Source organism: Citrobacter sp. Cpo069 (genome assembly GCF_030332785.1).
GTDB lineage: Bacteria > Pseudomonadota > Gammaproteobacteria > Enterobacterales > Enterobacteriaceae > Citrobacter > Citrobacter portucalensis.
In genome coordinates this window covers 379,606-399,597 of the sequence record NZ_JAOWHD010000063.1, presented here as the reverse complement: position 1 = coordinate 399,597, position 19,992 = coordinate 379,606, and the positions used below count along the sequence as shown (strand labels likewise).

Here is a 19,992-nt window from a genome sequence, read left to right as displayed (position 1 = left end):
CCAGCACACCTGTAACACGAGCACGACGGGATAATTATTCGACGCCTTTACTACGCAGGTAATCTTCGTAGTTACCGGTGAAGTCGATTACGCGTTCCGGCGTAATTTCAATCACGCGGGTTGCCAGCGAGCTGACGAACTCACGGTCGTGAGAAACGAAGATCAGCGTGCCCTGGTACATTTCCAGCGCCATGTTCAGCGACTCGATAGATTCCATATCCAGGTGGTTGGTCGGTTCATCCATAACCAGAATATTCGGTTTCTGCATCATCAGCTTACCGAACAGCATGCGTCCTTTTTCACCACCGGAGAGCACTTTCGCAGGTTTCTTGATATCGTCCTGGCTGAACAGCAGACGACCAAGGAAGCTACGTACTACCTGCTCATCATCGCCTTCCTGCTTCCACTGACTCATCCATTCGAAAACAGTCAGATCGTTTTCGAACTCGTATTCATGATCCTGCGCGTAGTAACCGACCTGGGCGTTTTCAGACCACTTAACGGTACCGTTGTCCGGCTGCAAGTCGCCAACCAACGTTTTCAGCATGGTGGATTTACCCACGCCGTTGGCACCAATGATGGCAACCTTCTCCCCTACTTCCAGCAGCAGGTTGAAGTTTTTAAACAGCGGGCCTTCATCAAAACCTTTCGCCAGCGCTTCCACTTCCAGCGCGTTACGGAACAGTTTCTTATCCTGTTCGAAGCGAATGAACGGGTTCTGACGGCTGGACGCTTTCACTTCGTCGAGCTTAATCTTATCAATCTGACGCGCACGAGAAGTCGCCTGTCGAGATTTAGACGCGTTGGCGCTAAAGCGGCTGACGAAGGATTGCAGATCGGCAATCTGTGCTTTCTTCTTGGCGTTATCAGCCAGAAGACGTTCACGCGCCTGGGTTGCCGCCGTCATGTATTCGTCGTAGTTACCCGGATAAACGCGCAGTTCGCCGTAGTCCAGATCCGCCATGTGCGTACAGACCATGTTCAGGAAGTGACGGTCGTGCGAAATGATGATCATGGTGCTGTCACGCTCGTTCAGCGTCTGCTCCAGCCAGCGGATGGTGTCGATATCCAGGTTGTTCGTTGGTTCGTCGAGCAGCAGAATGTCCGGGTTAGAGAACAGCGCCTGTGCCAGAAGCACACGCAGCTTCCAGCCGGGCGCGACTTCGCTCATCGGGCCGTAATGCTGTTCTACCGGAATACCTACGCCCAGCAGCAGTTCACCCGCACGCGCTTCCGCAGAGTAGCCGTCCATTTCGCCATACTGAACTTCGAGGTCAGCAACTTTATAGCCGTCTTCTTCGCTCATCTCGGCCAGAGCGTAAATGCGATCGCGCTCCTGCTTCACTTCCCACAGTTCAGCGTGACCCATGATCACGGTGTCAAGTACGGTGAACTCTTCAAAGGCGAACTGATCCTGGCGCAGCTTACCAATGCGCTCGTTAGGATCGAGGGAAACGTTACCCAGCGTCGGTTCGAGGTCGCCGCCGAGAATTTTCATAAAAGTGGATTTACCGCTACCGTTCGCGCCAATCAGGCCGTAACGGTTGCCGCCGCCAAATTTGACGGAAATATTTTCAAACAGCGGCTTACTGCCGAACTGCATGGTGACGTTGCTGGAAACTAACACTGGCGTATCCTGAAAGAGAAAGAAATATGTGACAAACCGCTTATTATGCCATAAGTCTGCAAGAAGATCGCGTCTTCATGCGGAAGGGAAAAAGTGAAACCAAAAGGAAAAAAATGTGATTTAGTACACATCCGAATTCCTTGTTGCTCAGATTGCACATATAATGCGTGCCCAACACTACATAAATCTCAACCCACTAGCCTGCCTGGCACTGAATCTCGCATACATGAATATGAATATGAAATTAACAACGCTTTTCGCGGCGGCACTCGCAATAGTTGGTTTTTGTAATACCGCTTCAGCCGTCACGTACCCGCTGCCGACTGATGGTAGCCGTTTGATTGGCCAAAACCAGGTCATTACTATTCCTGAAGGCAACACCCAACCGCTGGAGTATTTTGCGGCAGAGTATCAGATGGGTCTGTCTAACATGCTGGAAGCCAACCCGGGCGTGGATACCTTCCTGCCGAAAGGCGGCACCGTGCTGAACATTCCTCAGCAGTTGATCCTGCCGGATACCGTGCATGAAGGTATTGTTATCAACAGCGCTGAAATGCGTCTGTACTACTACCCGAAAGGCACCAACACCGTAATTGTTCTGCCGATCGGTATCGGCCAGCTGGGCAAAGACACGCCAATCAACTGGACCACCAAAGTAGAACGTAAAAAAGCGGGCCCAACCTGGACGCCAACGGCGAAAATGCATGCGGAATACCGCGCTGCGGGCGAGCCGCTGCCAGCCGTTGTTCCGGCAGGTCCGGATAACCCGATGGGACTGTACGCGCTGTATATCGGTCGCCTGTATGCCATCCACGGCACCAATGCTAACTTCGGCGTAGGCTTACGCGTCAGCCACGGTTGCGTGCGTCTGCGTAACGACGACATCAAATTCCTGTTTGAAAATGTGCCAGTCGGCACCCGCGTACAGTTTATCGATGAGCCGGTAAAAGCCACTACCGAACCAGACGGCAGCCGTTACATCGAAGTACATAACCCACTGTCTACGACTGAAGCACAGTTCGAAGGCGGAGAAATCGTACCGATTACCCTGAACAAGAGCATTACCAGCATCACCGGTCAGTCTGACGTCGATCAGGCCGTCGTTGAGCAGGCGGTACAGAACCGTTCAGGTATGCCGGTTCGTTTGAACTAATCTGCTATATATGCCCGATGGCGCTACGCTTATCGGGCCTACCAACGCAGTAGGCCGGATTAGGCGCCAGCCGCCATCCGGCACATCACATCAATTACATCAACAGCAGCAAACCATACCCCACCAGCGCCGCCCATATCAGCATCGGTACCGAATACCAATGAAAACGCCACCAGATCCGTCGGTCGTTTGCCATCCGTAACGCAATGAGATTCGCCAGCGATCCCGGCAACAGACCAAAGCCGCCCACATTAACCGCCCAGGCCAGCAGCAGCGTCGGCGGAACGTAGTTCAGCAACAAAATCGTACTGGGCACATTACTGATAAACTGCGACAGGCCAATAGCCGTTAACCAAAGTCCCGGCGCTGAGAGCGTGCCAATCTGGTGGGTAATCCCCTGCAAGGCCGGGAGCTGCGTCAACAAATGCACATCAATGAACATCGCCATAAACACTAACAGCAACGTCCAGTCCACGCTGAGGATCACGCGACGCGCCAGCACCATGAACCCTGCCGCCACAATCGCCAGTCCCCACAGTTCTTGCTTTAACTCCAGCGCCGCCAGGAAGATGATATACAGCGCCAGACAACTCCATACCAGGCGTGGTTGCCAGTCAGGCGCGCGCGTACCGGTATGATAGTGCAACGCTTTATGCGGGAAACTGAACCAGCACAGCACCACCAGCGTCAGCATCATGGCCCCCGCAAGCGGCGCCATTTGCCAGGTAAACGCGGTAAACGATAAGCCTGAGCGTCCCCACATCAGAATGTTTTGCGGATTACCTATTGGCGTGAGCAACGATCCGGCGTTTACCGCCAGCGCCTCAAAGATAATCAGGCGATTCACCGGAATGGCACATAATTTTTTCAGGGTGATGGTCAGCGGAACAACAATAAACAATGCAACGTCGTTGGTCAGAAACGTCGACAACAACGCCGCCGCCAGCACCATAAATATCGCCAGCTGGCGCTCTGTTTTGAAGCGGCGGGTCATCTTGCGACCTAACACATCGAAATAACCGCTTAGCTCCACGCCTTTGGTCAGTAACATCAGCCCGCTAAGCGTGATAATCGTGTGCCAGTCAATTGCCCCTGGCCAGGACCGGGGCGTAAATGGCGTGAACAGACTCAGTACAACCCCAACGATGATTAACAGCTGGAAAAAACGATCGCGCTGTAAGGCACGTAATAAAGGAAAACTCATTCAGAGCCAGTTCCTTGCTGTTGCGTAAACCGGCTAAAAGCCTCCAGCGTTTCCTTACTGACGTGATGCTCCATCCCCTCCGCGTCGCGACGGGCAATTTCCGGGCTGATGCCTAACATCAACAGGAAATTTTCCACAATCTGATGACGTTCCCGGCTCTCCTGGGCTAGTCGTTCACCTTCTGCGGTTAAAAACACCCCACGCCACGGGATCATTTCAATCAATCCGACTGAAGCAAGGCGCTTAAGCATTTTAGCAACCGTCGGCTGGGAAACCCCAAGTCGCGCGGCCATATCCACCTGGCGCGCTTCACCCACCTCAATAATGAGATCGGAAATCAGCTCTACGTAGTCATCAATCAGTTCGCGGCGATGCGCCTCCCGGACCTGACGAAACCCTTCAACGTGTTCTTCGACATTCACCAATTGCGTCACTTTTTTTGTTGTTGGCATACCTGCGCGACGACTCATTCTGCTTCCTCGTTACTGTGACGCGTTAACGGCATCTGATTAGAGAGCGCTCATTGTAAACCAGAGTTGCGTGGGCACAAAAAATTAACGTTTTAGCAATAGCTATATAATATAGCCTGTGCTATATCTGTATATAATAAAGACATCCCTCAAGGACTGATGGGATTGTGAAGTCAGGAGGTTTACATGAATGAATTTAAGAGGTGCATACGCGTGTTTAGTCACTCTCCCTTTAAAGTACGGTTGATGCTGATCTCTATGCTGTGTGACATGATTAACAGCAAACCAGAGCAGGATAAACCTTCAGAAAAATAATGCGGCGTCGCGGTACGCCGCTTCATTTTCCTGCCGTCATTCGGGTACGGTGGTGGTTTTCGTCTCAATAACCCTTCTTTTTGTCAGTTTTGCCACGTCCCTCGCAAAACAATTTCTTTGTAGTAGTTGACCTTCTCTTGCGCACACTCTATCTTTTCGCAGCCCTGCGTATATTGCGGCTCGCGGATGCGGACCCTATCCCTCTTCTCGCTCTCTCAGGCAGGCAATGACCCTTAGCGCCAGGGTAAGCACATGGCGTTTTTGTATTAGTGGCGTATGAATTTAACCCTCAAAGATTCAATCATTGCTCGCAGTCGGGCTATTAGTCCGTGGACTGGCCTCTATTTCTTACAGTCTCTGCTAATAAACCTTGCTCTGGGCTATCCGCTTAGCCTGCTCTATAGCGTTGCTTTCACATGTATATTGATGCTGCTGTGGCGTAGCGCGCCGCGCGCGCAGAAGGCACTGATTGGCATTTGCTCACTCATTGCGGCAATGTACTTTCCGTTCGGCCAGGCTTACGGCTCACCGAACTTCAATACCTTACTGGCGCTGCACTCAACCAATATGGAAGAGTCAACCGAGATCCTGACCATCTTCCCCTGGTACAGTTATCTGGTTGGAGTGTTTATTTTTGCCCTTGGCGTTATCGCCGTACGCCGTAAAAAAGATGTGCAGCAGCGCAGCTGGAATAAGTTCGACAGCATTTGTTTGCTGTTTAGCGTTGTCGCATTCTTTGTTACCCCGGTACAAAACCTGGCCTGGGGCGGCGTGTTTAAGCTGAAAGATACCGGTTATCCGGTTTTCCGTTTCGCCAAGGACGTTATCGTCAATAACAACGAAGTGCTCGACGAACAAGAGCGTATGGCGAAACTGTCGAGCGTAAAAGACAGCTGGACGGTAACCGCCGTTAAACCGAAGTATCACACCTACGTCGTGGTGATCGGCGAAAGCGCCCGCCGCGATGCGTTAGGGGCGTTTGGCGGCCACTGGGATAACACCCCGTTTGCCAGCTCCGTTAACGGCTATATCTTCGCGGATTACATTGCGGCCAGCGGTTCAACGCAAAAATCGCTCGGCTTAACGCTTAATCGGGTAGTGGATAATAAACCCCAGTTCCAGGATAACTTTGTCACCCTGGCTAACCGCGCGGGCTTTCAGACATGGTGGTTTTCCAATCAGGGACAGATTGGTGAATACGATACGGCCATCGCCAGCATTGCGAAGCGCGCTGATGAGGTTCAGTTCCTCAAAAGCGGTGACTTCGAAGCGGATAAAAACACCCGTGACGAAGCGCTGTTGAAGATGACTGCCCAGGTGCTGGCAACCGAGCGCACCCAGCCACAGCTCATCGTGCTGCATTTAATGGGCTCGCATCCGCAGGCCTGTGACCGAACACAGGGTAAATACGAGACTTTCGTCCAGTCAAAAGAGACATCTTGTTATCTGTACACAATGACACAGACGGATAACCTGCTGCGCCAGCTTTACGAGCAGTTACGTAACAGCGGTAATAGCTTCTCGATGGTCTATTTCTCCGATCATGGCCTCGCGTTTAAAGAGCGGGGAAAAGAGGTGCAGTACCTGGCGCATGACGATCAGTTCCAGCAGAATTTCCAGGTGCCTTTCATGGTGCTGTCGAGCGATGATAAAGCGCATCGGGTGATTAAAGCCCGTCGCTCCGCCAATGATTTCCTCAGTTTTTTCTCGCAGTGGACAGGGATCAGCGCAAAGGAAATCACCAACAGCTACCGCTTTATCTCAGAGAAAAAAGCCGGGCCGGTGTACATCACCAACTTCAAACTGCAGAAGGTGGACTACAACCATCTGGGTACCGATATTTTCTCAACCAAATAATACGTTGTCGGCCGGATAAGGCATTTTGCTACCGATGCCTGATGCGCTGCGCTTATCAGGCCTACAACGACATTCCTTCCTGCATTACACGCAAAAAAAATCCGCCCCAAGAGGCGGATTTTTCATATCACCGAAGTGATTAGAAGCGGTAACCCACGCCAGCAATCCAGGTGCCAACGTCAACGCTACGAATACGGCTCTGCTCGTAGGAGAAGTCCAGAGCAACGTTTTCGATCGGGTTGAACTGCAGGCCCGCACCGTAAGAGAAACCGTAGTCGCTGGTGCTGTGGTTGTAAGTCGAAGATTCTACGTTCTGGAATTTACCGTAACCAACACCCACAACGCCGTAGATGCTTGCCCAGTCGTTCAGACGGTAAGCCGGACCAGCAGTGATGCCGTAGTATTGGGTTTTGTTGTAGTCGCCAGAAGCATCGGTACGGTCTTTTTCAGTGTAAGTGAAGGAACCGATGACACCCAGCGGGTTGTTGTCCTGCTCGTAGCGATACTTCAGGTTGAAACCGTTCATTTTGTTTGCTGCGCCCTGAGCATCGCTCTGAGCGTAACCACCGGTAACGGTAGAAGTAGCAGCTACAGCAGTACCTGCGGAGAAAGCCAGAACAGCGGCCAGTGCTGAAAGACATGCAATTTTTTTCATAACCACCTCAAATGTGCTTCAAGTAAATCTTAAGTTTTAAATATACCAAAAATTGATGGGAAACTCTTTGCGATTCGCGATGTCTAACGGGGTCTTTCATGTAACAGAACATTTCAAAAACCCGCTATCTCTTTCAATTAACATCACTTTTTCAACTGAAAATACCATTATTGCGCGCACAATATGGCACATTCATCCAGAACATTCCTAATCACACAGATTATTAATCCATCATTTTCATGCCATTGTACGGAACTGAGCAATTTTTTTTTCAACGAATACTCAACCAGTTGAGTGTATTTCCATTACACTCGCTGTTTTACTTTTCTATACATAAAATCATCTGCGTCGTAACAATGCTGAAGCGTGGCACAGATGGAGACGTGTAATCATCATTTGACAGGAGAAAGGATGCCGGGGTTGTCACGTAAAGCGCCAGTCTGGTTGCCTATTTTGGTTTTGCTTATTGCTATGTCCTCCATTCAAAGCGGAGCATCACTGGCAAAATCGTTGTTTCCACTCGTCGGTGCGCCGGGCGTTACCGCGCTGCGCCTTGCGCTGGGTACGCTCATTCTTATCGCTTTCTTTAAGCCCTGGCGTTTACGATTCGCTAAAGAACAACGCCTGCCGCTACTGTTTTATGGCCTGTCTCTGGGCGGGATGAACTACCTTTTCTACCTGTCAATCCAAACCGTCCCACTGGGAATCGCCGTGGCGCTGGAATTTACCGGCCCGCTCGCGGTAGCACTGTTTTCATCCCGACGCCCGGTGGATTTCATTTGGGTTGCGTTGGCAGTGCTCGGGCTCTGGTTCCTGCTGCCTCTGGGTCAGGACGTTTCTCACGTAGATTTAACCGGCGCAGCGCTGGCGCTGGGGGCTGGCGCCTGTTGGGCCGTTTATATTCTCACCGGGCAGCGTGCCGGTGCAGAACACGGTCCGGCAACCGTAGCGGTGGGTTCATTAATCGCGGCGCTGGTTTTTGTGCCAATCGGCGCGATTCAGGCCGGGGACGCCCTGTGGCACTGGTCCATACTGCCGTTAGGTCTGGCCATTGCAGTCCTCTCTACTGCGCTTCCCTATTCACTGGAGATGATTGCGTTGACGCGCCTGCCTACGCGTACTTTCGGTACATTGATGAGCATGGAACCCGCGCTGGCAGCGGTTTCCGGAATGATCTTCCTCGGTGAAACGTTGACGCTTATCCAGACGCTCGCTCTGGGCGCCATTATTGTCGCATCAATGGGCTCTACGCTCACTATTCGTAAAGAGCCACAAATAAAACAAGTCGACGTGAATTAACCACGTATTATTCTGCATGGTTTGCATAATCATGCAGAATATCCAATTGTAAATCTGCGTGATAATAATTCTAATAAATATAATTTTCTCATCCGCATATTTCATTTAATCTTAAAATTAACATAAAAATAACACCACGCAAGCAATAAAACACTCATCACATTGATTTTATTTGATATTTTATATTTGCCCTCGTCTTCGCTATTAAAGTGATAGGCAACACCGGAAACAAAAATCCAAATTTAGCGCTATACTTAATTCCGTTGAAGAGTTGGGACATAAATATCAAGAGGATATGAAAATATGAGTACCGCGAAACTGGTAAAAACAAAAGCATCCGCCCTCCTTTATACCCGCAACGATGTGTCTGATAGCGAAAAGAAAGCGACCGTAGAACTGCTGAATCATCAAGTAATCCAGTTCATTGACCTGTCATTGATCACCAAACAGGCTCACTGGAACATGCGCGGTGCAAACTTCATTGCAGTACATGAAATGCTCGATGGCTTCCGTACAGCTCTGACCGATCACCTCGACACCATGGCTGAACGCGCCGTACAGTTGGGCGGTGTGGCACTGGGCACAACTCAGGTTATTAACAGCAAAACGCCTCTGAAAAGTTACCCGCTGGATATCCATAGCGTACAGGACCACTTAAAAGAGCTGGCCGAACGTTATGCCGTAGTTGCAAACAGCTTACGTAAAGCTATCAGCGAAGCAAAAGACGAAGATACCGCGGATATCTTTACCGCAGCTTCTCGCGACCTCGATAAATTCCTGTGGTTTATCGAAGCCAACATTGAGTAACAGCAGACATAAGAATTACCTATATAACCCTCGCTCCGGCGGGGGTTTTGCACATCTATGGTGCATAACATTGATCATTCGTCACTCCAAAGTAAATTATTTGTAATAATCACCTCACACAATCGTTAACGAAAGATTGTTTTATCAACAATTTTTACGCTAAATAGTCATACCGTTTGCACCGTGACTGGTTCGCACCAAATGAGTGCCCCAAAACAGTGCAGATTATTCGCTATGCCCTACTTATTGTGCAGAGAAACGAGACACCCTCTTGTTAAAACAATGAGTTGCAAAATTGGCACGATTTTTTCATTAAGCCATATGTTCTCGCAGGGGATCGCCCCGTGGATATAAAAGGAAATCCTATGAAGTCTGTATTAAAAGTTTCACTGGCTGCACTTACCCTGGCTTTTGCGGTGTCCTCCCATGCCGCAGACAAGAAACTGGTTGTCGCAACCGACACCGCGTTTGTACCGTTTGAATTCAAACAGGGTGACAAATACGTTGGTTTTGATGTGGATCTGTGGGCTGCCGTGGCCAAAGAACTGAAACTGGATTATGAACTGAAACCGATGGATTTCAGCGGCATCATCCCGGCTCTGCAAACCAAAAATATCGACCTGGCACTGGCAGGTATCACCATCACCGAAGAGCGTAAAAAAGCGATCGACTTCTCCGACGGCTACTACAAAAGCGGTCTGTTAGTGATGGTGAAAGCGAATAACAACGACGTCAAAAGCGTAAAAGATCTGGATGGTAAAGTCGTTGCAGTTAAGAGCGGCACCGGTTCCGTTGATTACGCGAAAGCGAATATCAAAACCAAAGACCTGCGTCAGTTCCCGAATATCGATAACGCATATATGGAACTGGGCACCAACCGCGCAGACGCTGTACTGCACGACACACCAAACATTCTTTACTTCATCAAAACAGCAGGCAATGGTCAGTTCAAAGCTGTAGGCGAATCGCTGGAAGCCCAGCAGTACGGTATCGCCTTCCCGAAAGGCAGCGACGACCTGCGTGAGAAAGTGAACGGCGCGCTGAAAACGCTGAAAGAGAACGGTACTTACAACGAAATCTACAAAAAATGGTTCGGTACTGAACCTAAATAATAACCGGCAGCGTTGCCCGGTAGCGTGATGCTTACCGGGCCTACGCCTGGATTTTTGAGACCTGTAGGCCGGATAAGCACAGCACATCCGGCAAAACGGGCATTTGAATATTTACACCACGGTAACAGGAACGACATATGCAGTTTGACTGGAGTGCCATCTGGCCCGCCATCCCGCTTTTGATTGAAGGCGCCAAAATGACCCTGTGGATCTCGGTCCTCGGTCTGGCTGGCGGTCTGATAATCGGACTTGCAGCAGGGTTTGCGCGCACTTTCGGCGGTTGGATCGCCAACCACGTAGCGCTGGTGTTTATCGAAGTCATTCGCGGTACGCCAATCGTTGTGCAGGTAATGTTTATTTACTTCGCTCTGCCAATGGCATTTAACGATTTACGCATTGACCCCTTTAGCGCCGCCGTTGTCACCATCATGATCAACTCCGGGGCCTATATTGCGGAAATCACCCGCGGTGCCGTGCTCTCAATCCATAAAGGGTTCAGCGAAGCCGGTTTGGCGCTTGGACTTTCACGCACAGAGACTATCCGCCACGTTATTTTACCTCTCGCACTGCGTCGTATGCTGCCGCCGCTGGGCAACCAGTGGATCATCAGCATTAAAGATACCTCGCTGTTTATTGTCATTGGCGTCGCTGAACTGACCCGTCAGGGCCAGGAAATCATTGCCGGTAACTTCCGCGCACTGGAAATCTGGAGCGCCGTTGCGGTGTTCTATCTGATCATTACGCTGGTGCTGAGCTTCATTCTGCGTCGTCTGGAAAGAAGGATGAAAATCCTGTGATTGAATTTAAAAACGTTTCTAAGCACTTTGGTCCAACCCAGGTGCTGCACAATATTGACCTGAACATTCAGCAGGGTGAAGTCGTGGTGATTATCGGGCCGTCAGGATCCGGTAAATCTACCCTGCTGCGCTGCATTAACAAACTGGAAGAGATAACCTCCGGCGATCTGATCGTCGATGGTCTGAAAGTAAACGATCCGAAGGTAGACGAGCGCTTAATCCGTCAGGAAGCCGGAATGGTGTTTCAGCAGTTTTACCTGTTCCCACATCTGACGGCACTGGAAAACGTCATGTTCGGACCGCAGCGCGTACGCGGGGCGAATAAAGAACAGGCCGAGAAACTGGCGAAAGAGCTGCTGGCAAAAGTGGGTCTGGCCGAACGTGCACATCACTACCCTTCTGAACTGTCCGGTGGTCAACAACAGCGTGTGGCTATCGCCCGTGCGCTGGCAGTAAAACCGAAAATGATGCTGTTTGATGAGCCAACCTCAGCACTCGACCCTGAACTGCGCCATGAAGTTCTGAAAGTGATGCAGGACCTGGCGGAAGAAGGGATGACCATGGTGATTGTGACCCACGAAATCGGCTTTGCCGAAAAAGTGGCTTCACGCCTGATTTTCATTGATAAGGGACGAATTGCCGAAGACGGTAATCCGCAGGCCCTGATTGAAAATCCACCCAGCCAACGCTTACAGGAATTCTTGCAGCACGTTTCCTGATAGCTCAACCTCCCTTCGCCCGAAGGGAGGTTTTTCACCAGAATCCTCTCATTTCAAGTCCCTCCCGCCCTGACATCTATACTTATCCTTTTGAATTTATTTTCTCATGGGAGGAGTCATGCGCTGGATCCTGTTCATCTTTGTTTGTCTGTTGAGTCTTCCGACTCAGGCAGTGACGATACCTGGCGTCACCACGCCAACGTCAACCAACGCACAAACCGCCCCGGCAAAGGAGCCGGATGTTGAACAGAAGAAAGCGGCCTACGGCGCACTGGCTGATGTGCTGGAAAATGACACCTCGCGGAAAGAACTGATCGATCAGTTACGCAAAGTGGCGACAACTCCTCCAGCCGAACCGGTGCCAACTATTGTCCCACCCACGTTAACGGAAGAAAAAACGGTGCTGGAAAACGTCACCGATGTCACCCGGCACTACGGTGAGGCGCTCTCCAGCCGCTTTGCCCAGCTTTATCGCAATATTACCGATGCACCGCACAAGACCTTTAACCCGCAAACGTTCACCAATGCCCTGACTCATTTTTTAATGCTGGCGGCGTCAGTGTTCGGGTTTTACTGGCTGATCCGCCTGTGCGCGCTGCCGCTGTATCGCAAAATGGGGCAATGGGCGCGGCGGAAAAACCGCGAACGCAGCAACTGGCTGCAGCTTCCGGCGATGATCGTTGGCGCATTCATTATTGATTTGCTTCTGCTGGCGCTGACATTGTTTGTCGGGCAGATACTGAGCGACAGAATGAACGCCGGCAGTCGCACCATCGCCTTTCAGCAAAGCCTGTTTCTCAATGCCTTTGCCCTGATTGAATTCTTCAAAGCCATTCTGCGTCTGATATTTTGCCCAACGGTGGCCGAACTGCGTCCGTTTAACATTCAGGATACCGGTGCGCGCTACTGGAATCGGCGTTTGAGTTCATTAAGCAGTTTGATTGGTTACGGGCTTATAGTTGCCGTTCCCATTATCTCCAATCAGGTCAATGTGCAGGTCGGCGCGATGGCCAACGTCATCATCATGCTGTGTATCACGCTATGGGCGCTGTACCTGATTTTCAGAAATAAGAAAGAGATAACGCTGCATTTACAGAATCTGGCAGAAAGATCGTTAGCTTTTTTCAGCCTGTTTATCCGCGCCTTTGCGTTGGTATGGTACTGGCTGGCCAGCGCCTATTTCATTGTGCTGTTTTTCTTTTCGCTGTTTGATCCGGGCAACAGCCTGAAATTCATGATGGGCGCTACGCTGCGCAGCCTGGTAATCATTGGAATTGCCGCCTTTGTTTCCGGCATGTTTTCCCGCTGGATAGCCAAAACTATTACCCTTTCGCCACACACCCAGCGCAGCTATCCGGAACTCCAAAAGCGGCTGAATGGCTGGCTGTCGACGGCGTTAAGCGTGGCCAGGATCCTGACGGTGTGCGTTGCGGTGATGCTGCTATTGAATGCCTGGGGACTGTTCGACTTCTGGAACTGGCTGCATTACGGCGCAGGAGAAAAAACGGTGGATATTCTGATCCGTATCGCGCTGATTTTATTCTTCTCCGCCATCGGCTGGACGATCCTTGCCAGCCTGATTGAAAATCGTCTGGCTTCCGATATTCACGGACGCCCGCTACCCAGCGCTCGTACCCGCACCCTGTTGACGCTGTTTCGCAACGCGCTGGCGGTGATCATCAGCACGATCACCATCATGATTGTGCTGTCCGAAATTGGCGTTAATATCGCCCCTTTACTGGCCGGGGCCGGGGCGCTGGGGCTGGCAATCTCTTTCGGCTCGCAAACGCTGGTAAAAGATATTATTACTGGGATTTTTATTCAGTTTGAAAATGGCATGAACACCGGCGACCTGGTGACCATCGGTCCACTCACCGGTACGGTTGAACGAATGTCCATTCGTTCTGTGGGCGTGCGTCAGGACACCGGGGCGTACCATATTATTCCCTGGTCATCGATAACGACCTTCGCCAACTTTGTGCGTGGAATTGGATCGGTCGTCGCCAATTACGACGTAGACCGCCATGAGGATGCGGATAAAGCGAATCAGGCGTTGAAAGACGCGGTTGCTGCGGTGATGGAAAAAGATGATATTCGCGGGCTGATTATCGGCGAACCGTCGTTTGCCGGGATTGTAGGATTAACCAATACGGCATTCACGCTACGGGTCTCGTTTACCACCTTACCGCTGAAGCAGTGGACGGTACGTTTTGCGCTCGACAGCCAGGTGAAGAAATACTTCGATCTGGCCAACATACGCGCCCCGGTACAGACGTATCAAGTGTTACCTGCACCAGGGAATGGTCCTGCGTCGGCGGCAAGCGAACCACTACCGCCAACCGAGCCAACGCTTTAGCGTTTACGCGCCATAAAACGACGACGCTGATCGTTATCCATAAAGGTCCAGGCAATAAAGCGACTCTGCTTTTGTCCCTGGGCCATCTCTTTCTTGACCACTTTCACCGCGCCCGCATCCGTTAATGCGTGGTACAGCGGAGGCAAGTTCTCACCGCGCGACACCAGTGTAGTAAACCACATCACCTGGCGACCAAAGGCCTGGCTTTCAGCAATCATTTTCTTGATGAACGCCACTTCACCGCCTTCACACCACAGCTCCTGCTGCTGTCCGCCAAAGTTCAGCGCATCGTCTTTGTCCTGTCCCAGATTACGGCGTTTGCGCTCGCTTCCGGCACGGGCTGAGGCCGCAGAATCATGGAATGGCGGGTTACACAATGTGGCTTCATACTGCTCATTTTTGTGAATGATGCCGTTGAAGATTGCCGTTGCATCTTTCTGGCGACGCAGACGAATAGCACGGGTTAATCCCGGATTGGCGTTGACGATCGCCTGAGCGCTGTTAAACGCTTCGCTACTGGTTTCACTACCCGTGAATCGCCAGCCGTATTCATGCACGCCGATCAGTGGATAAATACAGTTTGCCCCCACTCCCACGTCCAGCACGCTCGCATTTGCCGGAATGGTTCCGTTGGTTTCACCCAACAGATCGGCCAAATGGTGTATGTAGTCAGCACGACCAGGCACCGGCGGACACAAAAAACCATCTGGAATATCCCAGTTTTTCACCGCATAAAAATGCGCCAGCAGTGCTTTATTGAGCGCCTTTACTGCCTGCGGATTCGCGAAATCAACACTCTGCTCGCCGCCGGGCGTGAGGGTGAGAAATTGCGTCAGCTCGGGCGTAACCTGGCATAAAGTCGCAAGATCATAACGGCCATTGTGGCGGTTGCGTGGGTGTAATCCCTGTTTCAGGGCGGACATAGTATTCTCCTTTTAACAGCGGCGTAAGATACCCGCATAACGCCACGCGGTAAACACACACAACAAGGAAATTTGATTTTTTACACCTGTTTGACGCTTTACTAATTGTTCAAAAAACAGACAGCTCATCACCAATTTTTTGCGGTAAATGTCATCCGCTGACGACCTAAACTTATCAGGCACACCTGTTGTTTTTCAGAGGATATCACCATGAAGAAATGCCTCACATTACTTGCTGCTACCGTACTTTCCGGCATGACATTTACCTCCTTTGCTGCACAGCCATACACCAGCCCAGCTACCGGTCAGCTACAAGCTTCCGGCACCGTATCCGCTACCGGCGCCTCTAATCTGAGCGACCTGGAAGACAAGCTGGCGGAGAAAGCGAAAGAGCAAGGGGCAAAAGGCTTTGTCGTTGATTCTGCGGGCGGCAAAAATCAGATGTACGGCACCGCAACCATCTATAAGTAACCCCCATCTCAGCCCAACTGCATTCAACCCGAATGCAGTTTTCTGCGCGCGGTTCACTTTAATGCAGCTCAATTTGTAATCAACATGTTGGCATTTTGAATCTAATGTAAATAAATGTATTTATTTTTGAATTAATGAATGCTAAAACGTCGAACTGATTAGTAATGCTTATCAAAATCATTATCAATTACACACTCATTTCCGCGAGGCCTGCAGGGTATAACATCCTTAGAGATGTCCCTTCGCGCGAGTGAAACCGTCCACTCAAACAATAATAAGTCACTCATTAACATGGATAAAAATCGCAACTTGCCGTCCAGTAGCTTTCACTCACTGACTTTTTTTGCCGGTCTGTGCATTGGCCTGTCCCCTATAGCTCAGGCTGTCGCTGCGGACGACCAGGATAAAAAACAAGAAGACACTCTGATCGTTGAAGCGGCCAAACCTTCGCTGTACGCCCCAACACAGTCTGCCGACCCTAAATTCTCCCGTCCGGTGGCGGATACAACCCGCACCATGACGGTGATTTCTGAGCAGGTGATTAAGGATCAAGGCGCAACAAATCTGACCGACGCGCTGAAAAACGTCCCGGGCGTTGGCGCATTTTTCGCCGGTGAGAACGGTAACTCCAGCACCGGTGACGCGGTTTACATGCGTGGTGCGGATACCTCGAACAGTATTTATATCGACGGTATCCGTGATATTGGCAGCGTCACGCGCGACACCTTCAATACCGAACAGGTGGAAGTAATCAAAGGTCCTTCCGGTACCGACTATGGACGTAGCGCACCGACTGGCTCTATCAATATGATCAGCAAGCAGCCACGCACCGACTCAGGAATCGATGCATCGGCCAGCGTCGGTAGCGCCTGGTTCCGCCGTGGTACGCTGGACATTAACCAGGTCATCGGCGAGACCACCGCCGCACGTTTAAACCTGATGGGTGAAAAAACGCATGATGCTGGTCGCGATAATGTTAAGAATGAACGCTACGGTGTGGCCCCCTCTCTCGCTTTTGGCTTAGGCACAGAGAATCGACTGTACCTGAACTATCTACATGTCACCCAGCACAACACGCCGGATGGCGGCATCCCTACCATTGGCTTGCCGGGATATTCCGCACCTTCTGCGGGGACTTCTGCACTGAATCATTCAGGCAAAGTGGATACGCATAATTTCTACGGTACCAACTCGGATTATGACGATTCGACAACCGATACCGCGACGATGCGTTTTGAACATGACCTGAACGACAGCACCACTATTCGCAACACCACCCGCTGGTCGCGTATTAAACAGGATTATCTGATGACGGCGGTGATGGGCGGCGCGTCTAACATCACCCAACCCACCAGCAGCGTCGACAGCTGGACTTGGTCACGCCTGGCAAATACCAAGGATGTCAGCAATAAGATCTTGACCAACCAGACCAACCTGACCTCAACGTTCTACACGGGATCCATCGGTCACGACATCAGCACCGGCGTGGAGCTGACGCGCGAAACACAAACCAACTATGGCGTGGCGCCGATCACCCCACCACCGGTGAATATCTATCACCCCGACAGCAATGTGAATATCGGCGGATTGTCTCGCAACGGCGCCAACGCTAACGGGCAAACAGATACCTTCGGTGTATACGCTTTTGATACGCTACAAATTACCCGTGAATTCGAGCTGAACGGTGGTATTCGCCTCGACAATTACCGGACTGAATATGACAGCGCCACCGCTTGCGGCGCTTCCGGTCGCGGCGCAGTCGCGTGCCCGACAGGCGTGGCTAAAGGTTCCCCGGTCACCACTGTAGATACTGCCAAATCAGGCAATCTGGTGAACTGGAAAGCTGGCGCGCTGTATCACCTGACCGATAACGGTAACGTGTACATCAACTATGCCGTTTCTCAGCAACCGCCGGGCGGCAGCAACTTTGCTCTTGCTCAGGGCGGCAGCGGTAACAGTGCGAACCGTACCGATTTCAAACCGCAGAAAGCGAAAACCAGCGAGATCGGCACCAAATGGGAGGTGCTGGATAAGCGCCTGCTGTTAACCGCCGCGATTTTCCGCACAGATATTGAGAATGAAGTTGAGCAGAACGACGACGGTACCTATTCCCAGTACGGAGAGAAACGCGTTGAAGGCTACGAGCTCTCAGTAGCAGGTAACATCACCCCCGCATGGCAGATTATTGGGGGTTACACGCAACAACGCGCGACCATCCACAGCGGTAAAAACGTTGCTCAGGATGGATCCTCTTCCCTGCCATATACACCGGAACATGCGTTCACGCTGTGGAACCAGTATCAGGCTACCGATGATATCTCCGTTGGCGCAGGCGCTCGCTACGTGGGCAGTATGCATCGCGGTTCCGATGGTGCGGTGGGTACGCCATCCTACACTGAAGGTTACTGGGTCGCTGACGCCAAACTGGGCTATCGCGTGAATCGCAATCTCGATTTCCAACTAAACGTCTATAACCTGTTCGACACCGATTATGTATCCTCCATAAACAAGAGTGGATACCGTTATCATCCGGGCGAGCCAAGAACTTTCCTGCTCACCGCCAATATGCATTTCTAATCCATCGCGTGGGGCGTAAGCCCCACTTTCAGGAGAAACACTGATGATGTACCACATTCCCGGCGTTCTGTCGGCGCAGGATGTAGCCTGGTTTCGCGAACAACTGGACGCTGCCGACTGGGTTGATGGCCGCGCAACCACCGGCGCTCAGGGGGCGCAGGTTAAAAACAACCAGCAGGTGAATACGCAAAGTGAACGCTACGGCGTTTTACAACAGGCGGTACAGACTGCGGTAAATAACAGCGCGCTTTTCTTCGCCGCAGCACTACCGAAAACGCTCTCCACACCGCTGTTTAATCGCTACCAGGACAACGAGACCTACGGTTTTCACGTTGACGGTGCGGTGCGTAGCCATCCGCAAAACGGCTGGATGCGCACGGACCTTTCCGCAACTTTATTCCTGAGTAACCCGAATGATTATGAAGGGGGAGAACTGCTGGTCAATGATACTTACGGCCAGCATGCGGTGAAGCTTCCGGCAGGCGATCTGGTGCTTTACCCTTCCAGCAGCCTACATTGCGTCACGCCAGTGACCCATGGCGTTCGTGTAGCGTCTTTTATGTGGATACAGTCGATGGTCCGTGACAACAAAAATCGCGCCATGCTTTTTGAACTGGATAAAAACATTCAATCCCTGAAGGCTCGCCATGGGGAGAGCAGCGAGATCCTGTCATTACTCAATCTCTACCATAACCTGCTGCGTGAATGGTCTGAAATCTGATACTGCTGGCGCGTGGTCGTTTTTCAGCCATCACCTTCGCTATACTTAGTCTGTAGACATCAGCAGGAGGTACACATGGCATCCGGATGGGCAAATGACGACGCGGTTAACGAACAGATCAACAATACTATTGAAGATGCTGTTGCCCGCGCTCGCGGTGAGTTACCGACGGGAGAAAGTCTGTATGAATGCGAAGAATGCGGCAATCCTATGCCTCAGGCCAGACGTGAGGCCGTGCCTGGTGTACGCTTGTGCATTGCCTGCCAACAGGATAAAGATTCACATAACCCAACATTTTCAGGATATAATCGCAGGGGTTCGAAAGACAGCCAGCTACGTTGACTTATCTTTACCAAAAGTTTCAGCGCATACGATTTCCTTTACGAGCATGCTTTTTTGCACCCTGTGTAGCAAAATGTGCCGTTGTCGCCTTCTCTGTAAAGCGCAATGACAAGAACTGTAAATCCCTTACTCGAATTTATTAATATTCAATAAGTTATTTGTCATTCAATTTTTTTGATTGATGTCGTCAATTCTATTCGATTTTCTCTCACCAAAAAAAACGTGATACTTATCACATCGACGGAACAACGTCTTCTTAAAGAACACTGACTAACAGAACAACCCTGCGAGAGATTAATCATGAAAAATATCAAATTTGCTGTTGCTGCCATCGCCCTGTCTACCCTGTCATTTGGCGTTTTCGCTGCCGAGCCGGTTTCCTCTACTCAGGCGCAAAACATGAACAAAATTGGTGTGGTATCTGCTGACGGCGCCACTACGCTGGACGGCCTGGAAGCCAAACTGGCTGAGAAAGCGAATGCTGCTGGCGCAACTGGGTACAGCATCACTTCCGCTATCGGCAAAGATAAAATGAGCGGCACCGCGGTTATCTATAAATAACCGAAAGATTACCTGTACGACCCAAT

General features: G+C 51.0%; 19 protein-coding genes. 14 read left to right on the top strand and 5 right to left on the bottom strand.

What is annotated here, in order from left to right; translation table 11 throughout:
• Positions 1-34: 34 nt before the first annotated feature.
• A complete protein-coding gene (locus OGY08_RS24565) occupies positions 35-1,627 on the bottom strand; it encodes an ABC-F family ATPase (RefSeq protein ID WP_008784214.1) in 1,593 nt (530 codons plus the stop codon).
• Between the two features lie 232 nt (positions 1,628-1,859).
• Here OGY08_RS24565 and ldtB point away from each other — a divergent pair, with 232 nt between their 5' ends.
• On the top strand, positions 1,860-2,780 hold the full coding sequence (gene ldtB / locus OGY08_RS24560; RefSeq protein WP_003035268.1) for a L,D-transpeptidase: 921 nt from the start codon (positions 1,860-1,862) through the stop codon (positions 2,778-2,780).
• Positions 2,781-2,874: 94 nt separating this feature from the next.
• On the opposite strand, the gene OGY08_RS24555 is transcribed toward ldtB, so the two are convergent.
• Together OGY08_RS24555 and mntR are read right to left on the bottom strand one after the other, a co-directional pair.
• Complete coding sequence (locus tag OGY08_RS24555) at positions 2,875-3,984, bottom strand: anion transporter (protein ID WP_057067343.1); 1,110 nt, start codon at positions 3,982-3,984, stop codon at positions 2,875-2,877.
• Entirely contained in the window at positions 3,981-4,454 is a 474-nt protein-coding gene (mntR, locus tag OGY08_RS24550; protein WP_003831586.1) for a manganese-binding transcriptional regulator MntR, read from the bottom strand. The genes OGY08_RS24555 and mntR overlap by 4 nt, the downstream gene beginning before the upstream one ends.
• A gap of 186 nt (positions 4,455-4,640) precedes the next feature.
• Between mntR and mntS the strand changes: the two genes are divergently transcribed.
• Both mntS and OGY08_RS24540 read left to right on the top strand, forming a co-directional pair.
• The gene (gene mntS / locus OGY08_RS24545; RefSeq protein WP_003831584.1) at positions 4,641-4,769 is read left to right on the top strand and encodes a manganase accumulation protein MntS; all 129 of its coding nucleotides are present in this window, start codon (positions 4,641-4,643) and stop codon (positions 4,767-4,769) included.
• A 276-nt stretch (positions 4,770-5,045) separates the two neighbouring features.
• Positions 5,046-6,626 carry a phosphoethanolamine transferase gene (locus OGY08_RS24540; protein ID WP_057067342.1) on the top strand — a complete coding sequence of 527 codons (1,581 nt, stop codon included), beginning with the start codon at positions 5,046-5,048 and terminating at the stop codon, positions 6,624-6,626.
• Between the two features lie 139 nt (positions 6,627-6,765).
• On the opposite strand, the gene ompX is transcribed toward OGY08_RS24540, so the two are convergent.
• Entirely contained in the window at positions 6,766-7,281 is a 516-nt protein-coding gene (gene ompX, locus OGY08_RS24535) for an outer membrane protein OmpX (RefSeq protein ID WP_003831579.1), read from the bottom strand.
• A gap of 411 nt (positions 7,282-7,692) precedes the next feature.
• Here ompX and rhtA point away from each other — a divergent pair, with 411 nt between their 5' ends.
• The 6 genes from rhtA (at position 7,693) to ybiO (ending at position 14,371) form a co-directional block, all read left to right on the top strand.
• Positions 7,693-8,580: a threonine/homoserine exporter RhtA gene (gene rhtA, locus OGY08_RS24530; protein ID WP_125363318.1), complete on the top strand. Its 888-nt coding sequence runs from the start codon at positions 7,693-7,695 to the stop codon at positions 8,578-8,580.
• A gap of 303 nt (positions 8,581-8,883) precedes the next feature.
• Positions 8,884-9,387, top strand: a complete 504-nt coding sequence (gene dps, locus OGY08_RS24525) for a DNA starvation/stationary phase protection protein Dps (RefSeq protein ID WP_125363317.1) — start codon at positions 8,884-8,886, stop codon at positions 9,385-9,387.
• A 365-nt stretch (positions 9,388-9,752) separates the two neighbouring features.
• The gene (gene glnH, locus OGY08_RS24520; RefSeq protein WP_048235778.1) at positions 9,753-10,499 is read left to right on the top strand and encodes a glutamine ABC transporter substrate-binding protein GlnH; all 747 of its coding nucleotides are present in this window, start codon (positions 9,753-9,755) and stop codon (positions 10,497-10,499) included.
• Positions 10,500-10,636: 137 nt separating this feature from the next.
• Positions 10,637-11,296 carry a glutamine ABC transporter permease GlnP gene (glnP, locus tag OGY08_RS24515; protein WP_003035248.1) on the top strand — a complete coding sequence of 220 codons (660 nt, stop codon included), beginning with the start codon at positions 10,637-10,639 and terminating at the stop codon, positions 11,294-11,296.
• A complete protein-coding gene (gene glnQ / locus OGY08_RS24510; protein ID WP_003035246.1) occupies positions 11,293-12,015 on the top strand; it encodes a glutamine ABC transporter ATP-binding protein GlnQ in 723 nt (240 codons plus the stop codon). The genes glnP and glnQ overlap by 4 nt, the downstream gene beginning before the upstream one ends.
• 118 nt (positions 12,016-12,133) lie before the next feature.
• Positions 12,134-14,371 carry a mechanosensitive channel protein gene (ybiO, locus tag OGY08_RS24505; RefSeq protein WP_125363316.1) on the top strand — a complete coding sequence of 746 codons (2,238 nt, stop codon included), beginning with the start codon at positions 12,134-12,136 and terminating at the stop codon, positions 14,369-14,371.
• On the opposite strand, the gene rlmF is transcribed toward ybiO, so the two are convergent.
• Positions 14,368-15,294, bottom strand: coding sequence for a 23S rRNA (adenine(1618)-N(6))-methyltransferase RlmF (gene rlmF / locus OGY08_RS24500; protein WP_219013521.1), 927 nt, complete (start codon positions 15,292-15,294; stop codon positions 14,368-14,370). The two genes, ybiO and rlmF, sit on opposite strands and share 4 nt — an antisense overlap.
• 210 nt (positions 15,295-15,504) lie before the next feature.
• On the opposite strand from rlmF, the gene mcbA reads away from it, so the two are divergent.
• The 5 genes from mcbA to ybiJ all read left to right on the top strand — a co-directional run bounded on the left by mcbA (position 15,505) and on the right by ybiJ (position 19,966).
• Positions 15,505-15,765, top strand: a complete 261-nt coding sequence (gene mcbA, locus OGY08_RS24495; RefSeq protein WP_125363314.1) for a DUF1471 family periplasmic protein McbA — start codon at positions 15,505-15,507, stop codon at positions 15,763-15,765.
• 291 nt (positions 15,766-16,056) lie between these two features.
• Positions 16,057-18,342, top strand: coding sequence for a catecholate siderophore receptor Fiu (locus tag OGY08_RS24490; protein WP_060683740.1), 2,286 nt, complete (start codon positions 16,057-16,059; stop codon positions 18,340-18,342).
• Positions 18,343-18,385: 43 nt separating this feature from the next.
• Complete coding sequence (gene ybiX, locus OGY08_RS24485) at positions 18,386-19,063, top strand: PKHD-type hydroxylase YbiX (RefSeq protein ID WP_008784205.1); 678 nt, start codon at positions 18,386-18,388, stop codon at positions 19,061-19,063.
• 75 nt (positions 19,064-19,138) lie between these two features.
• On the top strand, positions 19,139-19,405 hold the full coding sequence (locus OGY08_RS24480) for a DksA/TraR family C4-type zinc finger protein (protein ID WP_125363313.1): 267 nt from the start codon (positions 19,139-19,141) through the stop codon (positions 19,403-19,405).
• Between the two features lie 300 nt (positions 19,406-19,705).
• Positions 19,706-19,966: a DUF1471 family protein YbiJ gene (gene ybiJ / locus OGY08_RS24475; protein ID WP_003831561.1), complete on the top strand. Its 261-nt coding sequence runs from the start codon at positions 19,706-19,708 to the stop codon at positions 19,964-19,966.
• Positions 19,967-19,992: the final 26 nt, after the last annotated feature.

What these genes read in the sequence shown, in the direction of transcription:
- ldtB (WP_003035268.1), top strand. Translation starts at nt 1,860, where the DNA reads ATGAATATGAAATTAACAACGCTTTTCGCGGCGGCACTCGCAATAGTT.
- OGY08_RS24555 (WP_057067343.1), bottom strand. Translation starts at nt 3,984, where the DNA reads ATGAGTTTTCCTTTATTACGTGCCTTACAGCGCGATCGTTTTTTCCAG.
- mntR (WP_003831586.1), bottom strand. Translation starts at nt 4,454, where the DNA reads ATGAGTCGTCGCGCAGGTATGCCAACAACAAAAAAAGTGACGCAATTG.
- mntS (WP_003831584.1), top strand. Translation starts at nt 4,641, where the DNA reads ATGAATGAATTTAAGAGGTGCATACGCGTGTTTAGTCACTCTCCCTTT.
- OGY08_RS24540 (WP_057067342.1), top strand. Translation starts at nt 5,046, where the DNA reads ATGAATTTAACCCTCAAAGATTCAATCATTGCTCGCAGTCGGGCTATT.
- ompX (WP_003831579.1), bottom strand. Translation starts at nt 7,281, where the DNA reads ATGAAAAAAATTGCATGTCTTTCAGCACTGGCCGCTGTTCTGGCTTTC.
- rhtA (WP_125363318.1), top strand. Translation starts at nt 7,693, where the DNA reads ATGCCGGGGTTGTCACGTAAAGCGCCAGTCTGGTTGCCTATTTTGGTT.
- dps (WP_125363317.1), top strand. Translation starts at nt 8,884, where the DNA reads ATGAGTACCGCGAAACTGGTAAAAACAAAAGCATCCGCCCTCCTTTAT.
- glnH (WP_048235778.1), top strand. Translation starts at nt 9,753, where the DNA reads ATGAAGTCTGTATTAAAAGTTTCACTGGCTGCACTTACCCTGGCTTTT.
- glnP (WP_003035248.1), top strand. Translation starts at nt 10,637, where the DNA reads ATGCAGTTTGACTGGAGTGCCATCTGGCCCGCCATCCCGCTTTTGATT.
- ybiO (WP_125363316.1), top strand. Translation starts at nt 12,134, where the DNA reads ATGCGCTGGATCCTGTTCATCTTTGTTTGTCTGTTGAGTCTTCCGACT.
- rlmF (WP_219013521.1), bottom strand. Translation starts at nt 15,294, where the DNA reads ATGTCCGCCCTGAAACAGGGATTACACCCACGCAACCGCCACAATGGC.
- mcbA (WP_125363314.1), top strand. Translation starts at nt 15,505, where the DNA reads ATGAAGAAATGCCTCACATTACTTGCTGCTACCGTACTTTCCGGCATG.
- OGY08_RS24490 (WP_060683740.1), top strand. Translation starts at nt 16,057, where the DNA reads ATGGATAAAAATCGCAACTTGCCGTCCAGTAGCTTTCACTCACTGACT.
- ybiX (WP_008784205.1), top strand. Translation starts at nt 18,386, where the DNA reads ATGATGTACCACATTCCCGGCGTTCTGTCGGCGCAGGATGTAGCCTGG.
- OGY08_RS24480 (WP_125363313.1), top strand. Translation starts at nt 19,139, where the DNA reads ATGGCATCCGGATGGGCAAATGACGACGCGGTTAACGAACAGATCAAC.
- ybiJ (WP_003831561.1), top strand. Translation starts at nt 19,706, where the DNA reads ATGAAAAATATCAAATTTGCTGTTGCTGCCATCGCCCTGTCTACCCTG.